Here is a 15,162-nt window from a genome sequence, read left to right as displayed (position 1 = left end):
TTCGGGGATCGCAGGGATCATGGAGGATACCGATATGGCTACTGACGAGACCGAGTTGAACGCCAGGACGAGGATCGTCTTCAGCTCCGACTGCCCCAGCCGCCCGATCCTCGACCAGATCGCTGACAAGTGGTCGATGATGGTGATGGCGGTGCTCGAGGAGCCCACCCGCTTCAACGAGCTCAAGCGCCGCCTCGAGGGTGTGACCCAGCGGGTCCTGACCCAGACCCTGCGCCGGCTGGAGCGCAACGGGATGATCGTGCGTCGCGTGCTACCCACTGCGCCGGTCGGGGTCGAGTACTCCCTGACGCCGCTCGGCGAATCCCTGCGGGAGCCGTTCGGGTACCTGTACGACTGGACGGTCGACAACGCCGACGAGATCCTGGAGCGGCAGTCGGACTACGACCGAGGGGCCGGTCGCTCCGGGACATGAACCGCACAACTCGCTCGACGGTGCCGGAGCAGGCCTGCAAGAGTTCCACCATGGAGAGCGAAAACACGGAACTGTCCCCGGCGAACGGCGCCGACGCCGCCCTCGCCGGGATCGCTGACGATCGGCGTGCGCTCGTCCGCGAGGTCGCACGGACCAGCCCGTGGTACTACCCGGCCGTCTCCCTCCTCGCCGCAATCGTGGTCTGGGCCCCGGCGATCGGCTCTCCGGTGCCGTTCACGGTCGTGGTGGCTCTGTGCGCGCTGGGGCTCATGATGCTCGACTCCCTCCGCGAGCGGACGAGCGGCGTCACCATGCCACGTCCGGCCGGTCGCCGAGGGTGGGCCATCCTGATCGCAGTGGGGGCGGTCTTCATCGCGCTCATCGCCGCATCCTTCGCCCTCGTGGTCGCGGGCCGGAGCGAGCTCTCCCTCGTGTGCGCCGCGGTGGCCTTCGTGGCGATGTTCGTGCTCGCGTGGTTGTACGACGCGAGCTTCATCGCGCAGCAGCAGGCCTCGTGACGTCCTTCGAGCACCTCCCGAAAGTCCGCGCCGACTACGACGCGATGGCACAGGCCTACGCCGCGTTCATCGGAGACGCGTTCACCGGCAGCCCTCTGAACCATGTGCTGGTCCAGACCTTCGCCGACCTGGTCCTGCGGGCCGGCGGCGGGCCCGTGGCCGACGTCGGCTGCGGGCCCGGACACGTGACCGCCTACCTGCGAGACCGCGGCGTCGACGCCTTCGGCATCGACCTCTCACCCCAGCTGCTAGCAGCAGCCCGCGCAGCCAACCCGGGCCTCCGGTTCGACGTCGGTGACATGGGCGCGCTCGACGTCGCGACCGGCAGCCTCGCCGGGGTGCTGGCGAACTACTCAACCATCCACACCCCGCCCGACGTGCTGCCCGCAGTACTCGGCGAGCTCAGCCGCGTCCTTGCGCCCCGCGGTTATCTACTGGTGTCGTTCCAGGCGCTGGCCGATGCCGAGGGAGCGGCCGAGGCCTTCGCCCACAAGGTCTCCCCCGCCTGGCGGTACTCGGCCGACCACGTGGTCAGCCTGCTGGGGCAGACCGGTATCGACGAGGTCGCCCGCCTGACGATCTCGCCGCGCGAGGACTCCGTGCGCGGCTTCCCACAGGCGCACGTCCTGACGCGCAAGGCGGCTGACTGAGGCTCATCCGGTCAACGATCCGCGACTTCTCCACCTGCTGAGAAGGTCATCGAATTCGTTGCGGAGGAGGTCCGCTTCGGCCTGGTCAAGGTAGCCGGCAAATTCGGGGTACTGCCGGACCAGGGTCAGGATCTGGTGGGCGGTGATCCGCTGATCCGTCCGTGCGACGTCCACACCTGCCTCATCGCAATAGGCGGCAATCGCGTAGTCGCGGGGTATGGCAGCTCCCGTCGGGACGGCGCGGGTGAACGTGAAGGCGAGATCCGCTGCCGACGGTCCGACCCGCGCGGACTGCCAGTCCACGAGCATGAGCTGCCTGTCCGCAGTCAGGACGTTTCCGATATGGCAGTCGCCATGGACGAACGACACCGGCCCGGAGCGTGCTACTTCCTCCAACGGTTCAAGGTCGTTGAGGACGGTGCGGATTCGTTCAGGATCCCCGGGGCCGTGCCACAGCCGCTCCGCGAAAGACTTAAGACCTCCCTGCGGCTCGGCGGGCATCGAGTGCTCTCGGGGAAAGATGGCCGGCACCGGGTGCACGTCCCGGTGCAGGCCTCCCAGGACCTTCGCGAACGCGCTCCACTCAGCTGCGCTCCACTCCGGGGCGGGAGGCGCAGGATCGTGCCGTGCGAGGGCGATGGCTATCCACGTCGTAGTGCGGTGGTGAGCGATCAGACATGGTGTCGGGATCGCATGTTCGGGAGCGATCTCCGTATAGACCGCCAGCTCACGGTAGGCCTGATCGCGCGCCGCGTCGGAGTCGAGGACGCTCATCTTCACGATCGCCGGTGCGCCGTCGTCGGCGACTGCCCGGGTGAGCGTCGATCCCGACATTCCTTCGGTAGGGGCGTCAGCGCTGTCGGCGGCATGAAGCCCCAGCATCCGGAGCACATGGTCTGGGTGAATGGGGCTCATGTCAGCGAGGCTATGGGCGTCCGGCACCGAGGTCTATGACGCGACTATGAACTGGGTCCACTGGTGGAACCATCAGCGCCCTGCAACAGGCCCTGGACGAATCAGCTACATCCGCGTCGTGCGCCACTCACGCAGCGCGAGTGCGAACGCCGCACAGACGACTACGAACGACACCAGGCACAGCACGACTGCAAACCCGGCGAACGCGTCGATCTGCGTGGCCGTGATCAAAGCAACGGCGAGCATCATCAGCCCGACGACGGGCCTGCCACGCATCCTCCGAACGCGTACCGCGCCGTCTTGCCGATCAGTCATCAGGACAGCCCTCTGCTCGGGTTGGTACTCGTGCGATGTCGACCATAGATGCAATCACCGACACCCGTCGATGTTGCGATGGGCCGACCATGCAGACAGATGCTGCGACGGACGCTCCGGGTAACGGTCAGATTCAGCGCTGGAACGGCCCGCAGGGTCGAGATCACCTGTGATGTGCCCTTCTGCTCAGACGTTGAAGCGGAACTCCACCAAGTTCCGGCACAGCGCAACCTCTGAGGCGTGGTTCGAGCGCAGGCTGTCATCCACGGCACTCGACGTACGTCGCGGGTCGCGTGGAGTTCCTCGACCCCACTCTTGAGAAGCTTGAGCCGGCTCCCCCGCACAGCGACTGCAGTACGGTCCTCCCATGCCAGCCTCCAGGAACGCCCTCCTCACCACCGCAGCTGATGGTGTTGGGTTCGTTTCCGTAGCTCTTGGCGGCTGCCTGACCTTCGCGCCGCTCGCCGGCGGCCGATGGCTGGCTTGACAGGCAGCGACGTCCAACGTCGACGCCCCACCATGGCGATGTGCGCCCTGTCCGTCGCCGACGCAGGGATTGCCATGGAGCTCCGTGCAGAACGTCGCTCCGCTTGAGCAGGTTCCTGACGTTGAAGCGAAATGCGAGTCGATGGGTCGCCCCACCGTGCCTCGTTGTGATGGTCGGGTCGATGCTGGTGGGGCACGCGTTCCGATCGCGGGCTGCGACCGGACCGCCCCTGGTCACTCCACGGTGATCGAGACGGTCTGCCAGCCCGAGGCGCCGTTGGGAGCCGGCGGCGCCTTGGTCTCGGTCTGGACCTGTCCGTCCGAGTCCGTGGCGCGCACCGCGAGGCTGTGGTAGCCGGCCTCCAGATCGATCGACGTGTGCCACTGGCGCCAGGTGTCCGGCCCCACTGTCTCGGCGAGCTCGGCGGTGACCCAGTCCCCGCCGTCGGCCCGGACCTCGACCTTGCTGATGCCGGTGTGCTGCGCCCAGGCGACGCCCGCGACGGTGACGGCGCCTGCGGACGGGGGCGCGGACAAGCGCGGCACGTCGATGCGCGACGCGATCTTGATCGGCCCCAGTGCGGACCAGCCGCGCGGCGTCCAGTAGCCCTCGTCGGCGTCGAAGGTAGTCACTTCCAGCGAGGTGACCCACTTGGTGGCCGAGACGTACCCGTACAGGCCGGGCACCACCAGCCGCGCGGGGAAGCCGTGCTCCTCGGGCAGCGGCTCGCCGTTCATACCGATCGCCAGCAGGCACTCGCGGTCCGGGTCCTGGAGCACATCCAGCGGCGTGCCCGCGGTGAAGCCGTCGTCGCTCGTGGAGAGCACCATGTCGGCACCCGCGCGGGGCTTCGCGCGCTCCAGCAGCGCGCGGATCGGGTAGCCGAGCCAGAGAGCGTTGCCGACCAGGTCGCCGCCCACCGCGTTGCTCACGCACGAGAGAGTGACGTAGTGCTCCTCCATCGGCAGCTCCATGAGCTCGTCCCAGGTGAGCGTGAAGGGCTCGTCCACCAGACCACGGACCTCCAGCGACCAGTCCTGCGGGTTCACCTGCGGCACGATCAGCGCGGTGTCGATGCGGTAGAAGTCCGAGTTCGGGGTGACGTACGGCGCCAGGTCGTCAAGCTTCAGGTCTGCCCCGGCGGGTACCGGCGGCGCCGGCGTGCGCGCGGTGGGCAGGCGGAGCTTCTCCCGCACGGCGCTGACCGCGGTCGAGCCCATCGACAGCACGCGCGAGCCTGCCAGCGCGAGCACCGCGACACCCACGGTGATGCCCGATACGGCCAGGAAGCCACGCCGGTTCACGGCGCCGCCCGGCGTATCGCTCGCCGAGACCTCGCTCCGCCCCGGCGCAGGCAGTAGCCGCGCCACGGCGGCACGCAGCAGGAGCACCGCGGCGCCCAGCCCGATGGCGCTGGGCAGCGCCCACAGCGGCGTCGCGCTCGGGCGCAGCAGCGCCACCACGACCCCGACGACGCCGACGACTCCCATCAGCACCGCGCCCGCCGGCGGGCGGCGCAGCTCCAGCCAGCCCGCGAGTGCCGCCCCCAGGGCCAGCACCACACCCATCGTGGCGAGCAGCACGGCCTTGTCGTTGGTGCCGAACCACTCCACGGCAACATCCTTGAGCCATGGCGGAACGGCGTCGACCACGGCGGCGCCGCCTGCGAACAGCGTGCTGGCACCGGGTGCGACGACCGCGGCGACGAGCTCCGCGACGGCCAGCCCGGCACCTCCGGCGAGCACGCCCGCGAGGGCGGCCCAGCCCGCGCCGCCCGGAGAGCGCTCGCCCGACGGTGCCGCGGGGCCCTCAGTTGCCTGTGTCATGCGCTGAGCGTGAGCTCGTTGCTCTTTGCCGTGCCGGCCGGCCGGCGCAGCTACCAATGGCAGGCTCGCCGGGGGCGCTGCGGCAGCGAAGAGAGCGATTCTTGACGTACGCATAACCGATCCTCCTTTGTACTGGCGGCAAGCCGCCGCCTGAGTAGCACCTAGAAGGTTCGGAGCGGTAGACAATCAGGATGGGTCAGTGCGAATTGCCCAGCTTCGCGCGCTGACCCTACGGCCTGTCTTGTGAATGGCCTGGCCACAGGGCCGGTGGGCTGGTCGGCTCGGAATAGAAGGACCACGCGGCCCATCGGCTGCGTCACTGAGCGCTGCTCGACCGACTGGGGCACTCCTCCGCTATGGCAGTCACCTCGGGGGTACTACTTCTTACCCTGAGCCTCGGACGATCCGGCTACACGTTGAACCGGAACTCCACCGAGTTCCGCAGCCGATCAACCTCTGAGGTCAGGCCAACCCGAAGCTCGTCGTGGCCCGAGCCAAGAGCCGTCACCGGATCGCGCCAGCGCTCAGCCGGGTACAGCCAGACCGGCTTCCCGACGATTTCCGCGGGCTCCCACTCGTAGCGCGGCCAGACGTGAGCATGAAGGAACGCATCGGTGTTGCCAAGGATCTCGATGTTGACGCGGCGGTATCCACTGTCACGTGCAGAGCACACACTCCCGACCGCCGTGGCGACCAGGTCGACGTCGGCGAGATACCGCACACGCTCCGGGCGAGGCAGGTCAGAAAGCCGATCGACCCCGGGGAACTTGGTGATCACCAACGCATACCCCGGCAAGAACTGAACGTCTCCGATCACCGCGAACGAAGCGTCAAGTTCGGCCAGCACGGTGGGGTTCCGCCCATCGATCGCGGCCTGCACCCGATCGCCCCGCCAGTCCACCATGTCGCCTCCATCGATCGTGGCGGCCGTGAGGCTCAGTCCTCGCGCGCCGTTCTACACAACGACGCCATCGCCGGGATCGACGGGCCATCCTGCACGAGCGGGAGCCACGAACTCGTCGCCATGCCGGACAGCAGCACCTCCGCTACCCTGAGATTAGTCCCAAGTTTGGGACTACCAATCTTGGGACTTTCGCTCTCAGGCCATTGACTCACATCTATGGAGGGCACTTGTCGTTCGTCGGCCGCACGCGCGAACTCGCGATACTCCACAAGCACCTGAACCGGATCCAACGCGGAAGCCGCCTCGACCGCGGTACCGCAATGATGATCCGTGGCAGGCGCCGTGTCGGCAAGTCCAGGCTTGCCGGCGAGTTCGTTCGCCGTGCTGGCCTACCTTTCGTCCACTTCCAGGCCTCACGCAACTCTCCGCCCGCCGAAGACCTGCACCACCTCCGTGACGTGATTGCTGCCTCCACCCTCCCCAACGCCGCTCGCGCCCAAGATCTCGACCCTACGACTCTGTCGGCAGCCTTCCAGATCCTCGCTCTCACCCTGCCCGACGACGCTCCGTCGATCGTCGTGATCGACGAACTTCCGTGGCTGCTAGAAGGATTCCCGGGCGGCGCGGGCGAACTGCAACGCGCATGGGACATGGAACTATCGCGCAAGCCTGTGCTTCTGCTACTTCTCGGCAGCGACCTTTCGATGATGGAGAGCCTCACCCACCACGATCAGCCGTTCCACGGACGAGCCACCGAATTGGTGCTCTGCGCGCTCAACCCCCGCGACGTCGCCGAACTGACCGGAACTTCTGGAGTCGACGCGTTCGACGCTCACCTGGTCACGGGAGGCCAGCCTCTCGTCGCTGAGTCCTGGGAACCGGGAATGAACCTCGACGATTTCCTCCGTGCCGAACTCGAGGACTCCACCACGCCACTCGTGGTGAACGGTCAGCGCATCCTGGAGTCGGAGTTCAGCGAGACCTCCCTGTCCCGGCGAGTTCTGACAGCGATCGGCGGCCGTGGTGAGCGCACGTTCACTTCCGTCCAACAGGCGGCCGCCAATGTCGAAGCGATCCCATCGACATCCCTGACCCGGACACTGAGCATGCTCCGCGAGAAGCGCGTGGTGGCCCTCGACGAGCCTCTCTCGATGAAGCGCGCAACCAAGGACCGCCGCTACCGGATAGCTGACCCCGCACTGCGCTTCTGGCTCGCGTTCGTCGAACCCCACCTCGGCGAAATCGACGCCGGACGAGGGGACATCGCCTACACGCGAATCGTCAATGGGTACTCGGCCTGGCGCGGACGCGCCATCGAGCCGGCCGTCCGAGAAGCTGTCTGGCGACTCATGCCCACAAGCCCATGGCCCGGGGCGAAAGCCGTCGGAAACTGGTGGCCCCGAAACAACAACCCCGAGATCGACCTCGTTGGGGCCGACGACCGACCCGCCAGCACCATCTACTTCGTCGGAACGATCAAATGGCGCACTGACAGACCCATAACCTCTCGTGAAGCCGCTCAGCTCGTCGCGGACGCCGCATCCGTCCCCGGCGCGCCGACCGACGTCGCTACTGTCGGCGTCTGCCCTGGAGGCATGGTCGACGGCGCACCGCTCGACGTCATCTGGACAGCAGACGACCTCCTCCAAGCCTGGCAATGAGCCGAGATTGCACCGGGCCTTTGCTTACGCCGTGAACTGTGCGGATGCATCCTGCATCAGACGTTGAAGCGGAACTCCACCACGTCGCCGTCCTGCATGACGTAGTCCTTGCCCTCGATGCGGGCCTTGCCCGCCGCCTTCACCGCAGCGACCGAGCCCGCCTCGACCATGTCGTCGTAGGAGATGACCTCCGCCTTGATGAAGCCGCGCTCGAAGTCGGTGTGGATCACGCCGGCGGCCTGCGGTGCGGTCCAGCCCTTGTGGATCGTCCAGGCACGCGCTTCCTTGGGGCCGGCCGTGAGGTAGGTCTGCAGCCCGAGCGTCTCGAAGCCGACCTTCGCGAGCTGGTCCAGACCGGACTCCGGCTGGCCGGACTCCGCGAGCATCTCGGCGGCCTCGTCCGGCTCGAGCTCCACGAGCTCGGACTCGAACTTCGCGTCCAGGAAGATCGCCTGGGCCGGCGCGATCACCTTGCGCAACGCTTCCTGGGAGGCGGTGTCCGCGAGACCGGCGTCGTCGGTGTTGAAGACGTAGATGAACGGCTTGGCCGTCATCAGCTGCAGGCTGGCGATCTCCGCCAGGTCCAGACCGGCGTCCGCGGCGCCCTGGTACAGGGTCACGCCCTTGTCCAGGATCTCCTGCGCCAGCTTGGCGGCCGCGTAGAGGACGGGGTCGCCGCGCTTGATCTTGACCTCCTTCTCCATCCTCGGCAGGGCCTTCTCGAGGGTCTGGAGGTCGGCGAGGATCAGCTCGGTGGAGATCGTCTCGATGTCGCCGAGGGCGTCGGACGAACCGTCCACCCGCACGACGTCGGGGTCATCGAACACACGCGTGACCTGGCAGATCGCGTCCGCCTCGCGGATGTTGGCGAGGAACTTGTTGCCCAGGCCCTCACCCTCGGACGCGCCCTTGACGATGCCAGCGATGTCCACGAACGACACCGTGGCCGGCAGGATCTTCTGGCTCCCGAAGATCTCAGCGAGCTTGTTGAGCCGATCGTCGGGCAGCGAGACCACTCCGACGTTGGGCTCGATCGTCGCGAACGGGTAGTTCGCAGCGAGCACCTGGTTGCGGGTCAGAGCGTTGAAGAGGGTGGACTTGCCGACGTTGGGCAGGCCGACGATGCCGATAGTAAGAGCCACGTCGCGAAATTCTACGTGCCGAGCGCCAATCGCCGTCAGCCAGGTCGTGCCCGACGCCGATGGCGGTCCCTCTCCGGTCTGCCGGCGCAGGTCTACCGGGCGCTGCGCCGGCGCTCCAGCTCGTCGAGATCACGCTCGGCGAACCGGTGATGTTCCCACGCCTCGTTAACGATCACGCCCAGGCAGCGCCACACGGGGAGGGTGCGCGACTCCGCTTCCCACGGCGGCAGCCGGCGGGCCGGCGCCTCGAACTCCGCCTGCGTGAGGGAGTCGTACTGCGCACGCACCTGGGCGACGCGGTCGTCATAGGTCGCCTGCACCTCGTGGAACGACGGCGTGGCCGCCATGTCGACGCCGAGGGCGCCCACCTCGTCGTCGTACTCGGAGAACGGGAGGCCGATCGGGCTGAACGCGCCGTCGAGGCCCTGGACACCGTGGCGCACCCAGCCGTCGACGGCGAACACCAGGTGGCGCATCGTCTGGGCGAGCGACCATTCGCCGTCGACCTGCTCGTCCACGGTTCCGGCGGGCATAGCCGCGACCCGGTCGAACGTGGCGGACCACGTCCGGGCTGCCGCTTCGAACGACTCTCGCTGTTCAGCCAGGACCTGGGACCGAGCCAGCGCTCGGCCCGGATACTGGCGGTTCAGCTCGGCCTCGATCAGCGGCAGCACCTCGACTCCGTTGACCTTGAGCCCGCCGATCACTCCGTCGATGTCCGCGCCGGTCAAGTCGACTCCCCGCAGCACGGCACCCGGCAGGTACGACTGCTCGAACACCGCACCTTCTAGGTCGGCGAAGTGGAACCGGGCACCGGTCAGGTCCGCCGCGACGAACTCGGCATGCTGCAGGTCGTCGTCGGCCGTGAAGCGAGTCATGTCCCCAGGCTAGGTCGAACCACTGACACGGCCGCTGAACAGGGTCGACACCACCTCGGACGTCACGGGAACGACTGCACCTGCTGGAGCAGCTCCGGCAGCCGCCTGTCGTACACGCGAGCGCCGAACCGCACGGCCAGCACCAGGATCACGACGCCGTACAGGACCCCGACCACGACGGTGACAGCGCCCCACACCACGCTGCCCAGCACGATCGCGGTGATGCCAACGGCAAGGACCGGCAGCGACAGTCCCAGGGTGATGACGAACCCGAGCCCCTGCGACACGAACGTGGCCATAGCGGCACCCTGCGGGGACTTCAGCGGGCTCTCCCCCGGCTTGGCGACCGGATAGACGAGCCGTGCGGAGGCCGCGCAGGAGACACCGGTGCTGACCAGCAGCAGGCCGAGCGCCAGACCGAGCAGGGGCAGCGTCAGGTGCCACGAGTCGGCGATCCAGACCGACACCAGCACCGTGGCTGCGCTGACCAAGGGACCCATCGCCAGCATGGGGATCGCCCGGCCCCACCGGTCGGCGCGGCCGTCGACGCCCGACGAGACGTGCAGGGCGAACGCCGTGTTGTCGTAGCCGATGTCGTTGGAGATGCTGAAGCCGAGGATCCAGCCGACGAACGGCCCGGTCGCAAGGAGCATGAAGAAGCTGCCGGTGCTCTGGCCCGCGAAGTACATGATGACCGGCAGCAACGGGATGATGGCTATCGAGCCGGAGTAGCGCGGGTCGCGCAGCCAGTAGGTGGCGGTGCGCGCCGCGACGGCCCAGGTCGGGGAGAACGGCACGCGGCCGAACGGCCCTAGCCCCTTCGCCTTGCCGCCGCTGCCGTCCCCGACGGGCGGTCGCACCAGGGAGCGCGCCAACGCCCGGTCCCAGACCAGCCAGGCCAGCCCGATCGTGGCGAGCGCGACGGCGAGCCGCCCCGCCAGGCCCGCCCAGTCACCCGCGTGCGCAGCACCACCGAGCGACCAGGCCGCGCCGAACGGTGTCCAGCCGACGAAGCTCGCCACCTGCTCGAACAGCGGCAGCAGCTGCTCGCCCGTACCGGCTCCGCCGCCGTCCGCCGGATCTCCCTGCACCGAAACCTCGACACCGTTCGTGAGCCAGCCGACGAGCGGTCCGATCATCATGGCGAGCATCAGGGCGGCGATCGTCACGACCTCGCGGTACCGCCGTGACTCCAGCACGGGAGCGAGCAGCGTGGTGATCGCCCGGGAACCGAGGACGCAGGTGGCGATGCCGAGAACCGCACCGACGAGGGAGACGAGGAGTACGCCGGGCTCGAGCACCCAGGCGAGGGAGACCCCCAGGGCGAGGAGCACCGTGGCGATTCCGGGCACCGACACCAGGCCGGCCACCGCCAGCCCCGCGAGGAGCGTGCGCCGGGGGATCGCGAACGTCGAGAAGCGGTGCGGGTCCAGGGTCGCGTCCACACCGAACGCGAAGATCGGGATCAGCCACCAGCCCACGACGGTCAGGACGCCGCCGAGGGTGATCGCGACCGCCACCCAGTCCGGGTTCCCTGCGACTCCCGCGAAGATCGTCGCGACCACCAGCAGGCCCACGGTTCCGAGGGCGTACAGGGTGGCAACGATCATGCCGATGGTCTGCCAGACGCTCCGGCGGAACGTGTTCCCCATCAGCGTCAGCTTGAGGGTCAGGAACCGCGCAACCATGAGAGCCCTTCCGAGTGCTGGCGACCGCCGACGAGGTCGACGAACCGGTCTTCCAGGCTCTGCTCGCCGCGCACCTCGTCCACCGTGCCGGCCGCGAGCACCTGACCCGCCGCTATCACCGCCACGTGGTCGCACATGCGCTGCACCAGGTCCATGACATGGCTCGAGACGATCACTGTCCCGCCGCCCGCCACGTAGCTCTTGAGGATGTCGCGGATGTTCGCTGCACTCACCGGGTCCACGGCCTCGAACGGCTCGTCCAGCACCAGGGTCCTGGGCGCGTGGATCATGGCACTGCCCAGCGCGATCTTCTTCGTCATGCCCGCCGAGTAGTCCACCACGAACGTGTCCGCGTCCGCGACCAGGTCGAACGTCTGCAGGAGGTCGTTCGTGCGGTCCACCACCGTGTCCTTGTCCATCCCGCGCAGCATGCCGGCGTAGGTGAGGAGCTGACGCCCGGTCAGACGATCGAACAGGCGCACGCCGTCGGGCAGCACGCCCAGCGTGGCCTTGGCCTCGTCGGGCCGTGCCCACAGGTCCACGCCCTGTACCCAGGCCGTGCCGAAGTCGGGCCGCAGCAGTCCCGTCGCCATCGAGAGCATGGTCGTCTTGCCTGCCCCGTTCGGGCCGACCAGGCCGTAGAAGGAGCCGGCAGGCACGTCCAGGCTGACGCCGGACACGGCGATCTTCTGCCCGAACCGCTTCCAGAGACCGCGCACGCTCAGTGCGGCCGACGGGTCGTGCGGGGGCAGCTCCTGGGCACCCTGGGTCCCTGGGCTGCCCGGGGGGTTCGGGTCGACTGGGGTCGTCATGGCACCCAACGTAGTCGTGCCGTCCGACACGACGGATCCGCCGCGTGGATGAGTGCGGGTGATAGTGCGTCCTCCTGCGGTCGGAGATCTCCGTCCTGGCTCATACCAGGCGATTTCGAACGCGCGGGGTGTCGTCGTGCCGGAGTGTCAGTGGCGCATGGCAGCCTGTCGCACATGGACATCGTCGCAACGATTCTGCTGGCCCTCGGCGCTCTCGTCGTCGGCGTGCTGCTGGGGTGGCTCGGTCACGCACAGCGCGTTGCGCCCGCGCTCCGCGAGGCCGACCTGGAGACCGTGCGCCTGCGCATCCAGGCCGAGTCGGCCGCCCAGCAGATCGCCGCCGCACAGGAACGGGCGGACGAGCAGATCGTCGCGGCCCGGGAACGCGCTACCGAGCAGATCGCCGCCGCGCGTACCGAGCAGGAGGTCGTGCGCCGCCAGTTCCAGGCTCTGGCGGGCGATGCGCTCGACGCCAACAGCAAGCGTTTCCTCGAGCTCGCGGAGGAGCGGCTCAAGCGGTCGGCGTCGGACGGTGAGCAGGCGCTCGCGAAGCGCGAGGAGGCCGTGAAGTCGCTCGTGGACCCGCTGACCAAGGCCGTGGAGCTGGTGCGAAGCGAGGTGCTCCATGCGGAGAAGGCCCGGATCGAGGGCCAGGGTGCGCTCGTGGAGCAGATGCGCAACGTCGCGGAGGTGTCGGCCGACCTGCGCAACGGCACTGCTGACCTGGTCACGGCGCTGCGCTCGTCGCAGACGCGCGGCGCGTGGGGCGAGCTGCAGCTGCGCAAGGTCGTCGAGTCGGCGGGCATGATCAACCGCGTCGACTTCACCGAGCAGGCACAGGTCACCACCGACGACGGCACGCTCCGCCCGGACATGGTCATCAACCTCGCCGGCGGCAAGCGCGTCGTCGTGGACTCCAAGGTCGCGTTCCTCGGCTTCCTGGAGGCGCAGCAGTCCGACGACGCCGCGTACCGCGAGCAGCGCCTCGACGCGCACGTGCGGCACATGCGCAAGCACGTGGACGACCTGGCCGGCAAGAAGTACTGGAACCAGTTCGAACCCGCGCCGGAGTTCGTCGTGATGTTCGTGCCGGCGGAGGCGTTCTTGTCGGCGGCCCTGGAGCGCGCCCCGGAGCTGCTGGAGTACGCGGCGCAGAAGAACGTCATCATCGCCACGCCCACCACGATGCTCGCCCTGCTGCGCACCGTCGCGTACGCCTGGCGGCAGGAGGCACTGGCGGAGAACGCGCAGAAGGTGCTCACGGTCGGCAAGGAGCTGTACGCGCGGCTCGTCACCATGACGGGGCACGTCACCCGGACGGGCCGCGCGCTGGAGTCCGCGACGAAGAGCTACAACCAGATGATCGGTTCGCTGGAGCGCAACGTGCTCACGTCGGCCCGGCGAATGGTCGAGCTCGACGTGGTCGACGCGCGGGACGCGATCGAGGAGATGCGGGGCATCGAAGAGGTGCCGCGTCCCATCACCAAGCCCGAGCTGCTGGCAGCGGAGGAGGGCGGCGTCGTCGCGATCGACCGCGCGCAGGACAACGACGGCGTGCTGGTGCAGCAGCTGGAGGTCACCGAGCTCGCGGTGCAGGACAAGCGCGCGCTGGAAGCAGTCGAGCAGACCGAGGGCGACGCAGAGAACGACGCGGCAGCAGGCTGAGCCCCGGCCCCGGCCCTGGGGTACGGGGCACGGGGCACGGGGCACGGATGATCGGCAAAACGTCAGGTGATCGGCAACTCGGGTTGCCGATCACCTGACGTTTTACCGACCACACGGCCCAGCGGCCACCGCCACGCGGTCCAGCGGCCACCGGCCACCGGCGCAACCAAGCGCCTCGCGACGCCGCGCGGGCGCGCCTCAGGCCTGCGGCAGCTCCGTGCGGGCCTCACGGCGCGGGCGCTTGGGCTCCTCACCGGCGGCCTTGAGCCCGGCACGCAGCTCGCGCGGCAGCGAGAACATGAGGTCCTCGGTAGCGGTCCGGACCTCGTCGACGGTGCCGAAGCCGTGGCCGGCGAGGTGCGCGAGGACGTCCTCCACCAGGATCTCCGGCACCGAGGCACCCGAGGTCACGCCCACCGTGGTGACGCCCTCCAGCCACTCGTCCTTGATCTCGGTCTTGCGGTCCACGCGGTAGGAGGCGGTGGCGCCGGCCTGGAGCGCCACCTCGACCAGCCGCACCGAGTTGGACGAGTTCGCCGAGCCCACCACGATGACGAGGTCGCACTCCGGCGCCAGCTTCTTCACCGCCACCTGGCGGTTCTGCGTGGCGTAGCAGATGTCGTCGCTGGGCGGGTCCTGCAGGGTCGGGAACTTCTGGCGCAGCCGCCGCACGGTCTCCATGGTCTCGTCCACCGAGAGCGTGGTCTGCGAGATCCACACGACCTTGTCGGGGTCGCGCACCACTACCTGGTCGACGTCGTCCGGCGAGTTCACGATCTGCACGTGCTCGGGCGCTTCGCCGGCCGTGCCCTCGACCTCCTCGTGACCGGTGTGCCCGATCAGCAGGATGTCGTAGTCGTCCTTCGCGAACCGCACCGCTTCCTTGTGCACCTTGGTGACCAGGGGGCAGGTCGCGTCGATGGTTTCGAGGCTGCGGGCCACGGCGGAGGCGCGCACGGCCGGGGACACGCCGTGCGCCGAGAAGACGAGCCGGCCGCCCTCCGGCACCTCGTCGGTCTCGTTGACGAAGATTGCACCACGCTCCCGCAGCGTCTCCACCACGTGCTTGTTGTGGACGATCTCCTTGCGCACATAGACAGGTGTGCCGTATGTCTCCAGCGCCTTCTCGACGGCGATGACGGCACGGTCGACGCCGGCGCAATATCCGCGGGGCGCAGCCAGCAGGACGCGCTTGGTCTGGGTCTCAGCAGGACGCTCAGGGCTCGTGACAGTCACACCTGCAGTCTAGGGGCGGTGTGCGGAGGGCT

General features: G+C 68.5%; 14 protein-coding genes. 5 read left to right on the top strand and 9 right to left on the bottom strand.

Features of this window, described 5'->3' with window-relative positions; all coding sequences use genetic code 11:
• Positions 1–34: 34 nt before the first annotated feature.
• The 3 genes from AB0F40_RS09570 to AB0F40_RS09560 are packed head-to-tail and all read left to right on the top strand — an operon-like array spanning position 35 to position 1,601.
• Positions 35–433 (top strand): helix-turn-helix domain-containing protein, encoded by a 399-nt coding sequence (locus AB0F40_RS09570; RefSeq protein ID WP_357466054.1) that lies wholly within the window; start codon positions 35–37, stop codon positions 431–433.
• 50 nt (positions 434–483) lie between these two features.
• Positions 484–951 carry a hypothetical protein gene (locus tag AB0F40_RS09565; RefSeq protein ID WP_357466052.1) on the top strand — a complete coding sequence of 156 codons (468 nt, stop codon included), beginning with the start codon at positions 484–486 and terminating at the stop codon, positions 949–951.
• A complete protein-coding gene (locus tag AB0F40_RS09560) occupies positions 948–1,601 on the top strand; it encodes a methyltransferase domain-containing protein (protein WP_357466050.1) in 654 nt (217 codons plus the stop codon). Before AB0F40_RS09565 ends, AB0F40_RS09560 begins: the two co-directional genes overlap by 4 nt.
• A gap of 3 nt (positions 1,602–1,604) precedes the next feature.
• Here the strand turns inward: AB0F40_RS09560 and AB0F40_RS09555 are convergent, their stop codons facing one another.
• The 4 genes from AB0F40_RS09555 to AB0F40_RS09540 form a co-directional block, all read right to left on the bottom strand.
• On the bottom strand, positions 1,605–2,516 hold the full coding sequence (locus tag AB0F40_RS09555; RefSeq protein WP_357466048.1) for an aminoglycoside phosphotransferase family protein: 912 nt from the start codon (positions 2,514–2,516) through the stop codon (positions 1,605–1,607).
• Positions 2,517–2,621: 105 nt separating this feature from the next.
• Positions 2,622–2,831, bottom strand: coding sequence for a hypothetical protein (locus AB0F40_RS09550; RefSeq protein WP_357466046.1), 210 nt, complete (start codon positions 2,829–2,831; stop codon positions 2,622–2,624).
• Positions 2,832–3,551: 720 nt separating this feature from the next.
• Positions 3,552–5,144 (bottom strand): molybdopterin-dependent oxidoreductase, encoded by a 1,593-nt coding sequence (locus tag AB0F40_RS09545; RefSeq protein ID WP_357466044.1) that lies wholly within the window; start codon positions 5,142–5,144, stop codon positions 3,552–3,554.
• Between the two features lie 409 nt (positions 5,145–5,553).
• Complete coding sequence (locus tag AB0F40_RS09540; protein WP_357466042.1) at positions 5,554–6,048, bottom strand: HIT domain-containing protein; 495 nt, start codon at positions 6,046–6,048, stop codon at positions 5,554–5,556.
• 227 nt (positions 6,049–6,275) lie between these two features.
• On the opposite strand from AB0F40_RS09540, the gene AB0F40_RS09535 reads away from it, so the two are divergent.
• Positions 6,276–7,709, top strand: coding sequence for a DUF234 domain-containing protein (locus AB0F40_RS09535; RefSeq protein ID WP_357466040.1), 1,434 nt, complete (start codon positions 6,276–6,278; stop codon positions 7,707–7,709).
• A 56-nt stretch (positions 7,710–7,765) separates the two neighbouring features.
• On the opposite strand, the gene ychF is transcribed toward AB0F40_RS09535, so the two are convergent.
• The 4 genes from ychF to AB0F40_RS09515 all read right to left on the bottom strand — a co-directional run bounded on the left by ychF (position 7,766) and on the right by AB0F40_RS09515 (position 12,229).
• Complete coding sequence (ychF, locus tag AB0F40_RS09530) at positions 7,766–8,851, bottom strand: redox-regulated ATPase YchF (protein ID WP_357466038.1); 1,086 nt, start codon at positions 8,849–8,851, stop codon at positions 7,766–7,768.
• A 92-nt stretch (positions 8,852–8,943) separates the two neighbouring features.
• Positions 8,944–9,729, bottom strand: coding sequence for a DinB family protein (locus AB0F40_RS09525; protein WP_357466036.1), 786 nt, complete (start codon positions 9,727–9,729; stop codon positions 8,944–8,946).
• Between the two features lie 62 nt (positions 9,730–9,791).
• The gene (locus AB0F40_RS09520; RefSeq protein WP_357466034.1) at positions 9,792–11,417 is read right to left on the bottom strand and encodes a hypothetical protein; all 1,626 of its coding nucleotides are present in this window, start codon (positions 11,415–11,417) and stop codon (positions 9,792–9,794) included.
• Positions 11,399–12,229 carry an ABC transporter ATP-binding protein gene (locus AB0F40_RS09515; RefSeq protein ID WP_357466032.1) on the bottom strand — a complete coding sequence of 277 codons (831 nt, stop codon included), beginning with the start codon at positions 12,227–12,229 and terminating at the stop codon, positions 11,399–11,401. Before AB0F40_RS09515 ends, AB0F40_RS09520 begins: the two co-directional genes overlap by 19 nt.
• 174 nt (positions 12,230–12,403) lie before the next feature.
• Between AB0F40_RS09515 and AB0F40_RS09510 the strand changes: the two genes are divergently transcribed.
• On the top strand, positions 12,404–13,894 hold the full coding sequence (locus AB0F40_RS09510; protein WP_357466030.1) for a DNA recombination protein RmuC: 1,491 nt from the start codon (positions 12,404–12,406) through the stop codon (positions 13,892–13,894).
• Positions 13,895–14,092: 198 nt separating this feature from the next.
• Here AB0F40_RS09510 and AB0F40_RS09505 read toward each other — a convergent pair whose 3' ends face one another.
• Positions 14,093–15,130 (bottom strand): 4-hydroxy-3-methylbut-2-enyl diphosphate reductase, encoded by a 1,038-nt coding sequence (locus tag AB0F40_RS09505; RefSeq protein WP_357466028.1) that lies wholly within the window; start codon positions 15,128–15,130, stop codon positions 14,093–14,095.
• Between the last annotated feature and the right edge of the window lie 32 nt (positions 15,131–15,162).

The organism is Promicromonospora sp. NPDC023987 (genome assembly GCF_040639055.1).
In the GTDB taxonomy this organism is placed as follows: domain Bacteria; phylum Actinomycetota; class Actinomycetes; order Actinomycetales; family Cellulomonadaceae; genus Promicromonospora.
Note: the sequence above shows the minus strand (reverse complement) of the source record. Positions and strands in the feature narration are given on the sequence as shown.

Coding starts and splice junctions, on each gene's coding strand:
- AB0F40_RS09540 (WP_357466042.1), bottom strand. CDS start 6,048: ATGGTGGACTGGCGGGGCGATCGGGTGCAGGCCGCGATCGATGGGCGG.
- AB0F40_RS09550 (WP_357466046.1), bottom strand. CDS start 2,831: ATGACTGATCGGCAAGACGGCGCGGTACGCGTTCGGAGGATGCGTGGC.
- AB0F40_RS09570 (WP_357466054.1), top strand. CDS start 35: ATGGCTACTGACGAGACCGAGTTGAACGCCAGGACGAGGATCGTCTTC.
- AB0F40_RS09555 (WP_357466048.1), bottom strand. CDS start 2,516: ATGAGCCCCATTCACCCAGACCATGTGCTCCGGATGCTGGGGCTTCAT.
- AB0F40_RS09525 (WP_357466036.1), bottom strand. CDS start 9,729: ATGACTCGCTTCACGGCCGACGACGACCTGCAGCATGCCGAGTTCGTC.
- AB0F40_RS09545 (WP_357466044.1), bottom strand. CDS start 5,144: ATGACACAGGCAACTGAGGGCCCCGCGGCACCGTCGGGCGAGCGCTCT.
- AB0F40_RS09565 (WP_357466052.1), top strand. CDS start 484: ATGGAGAGCGAAAACACGGAACTGTCCCCGGCGAACGGCGCCGACGCC.
- AB0F40_RS09510 (WP_357466030.1), top strand. CDS start 12,404: ATGGACATCGTCGCAACGATTCTGCTGGCCCTCGGCGCTCTCGTCGTC.
- AB0F40_RS09515 (WP_357466032.1), bottom strand. CDS start 12,229: ATGACGACCCCAGTCGACCCGAACCCCCCGGGCAGCCCAGGGACCCAG.
- AB0F40_RS09520 (WP_357466034.1), bottom strand. CDS start 11,417: ATGGTTGCGCGGTTCCTGACCCTCAAGCTGACGCTGATGGGGAACACG.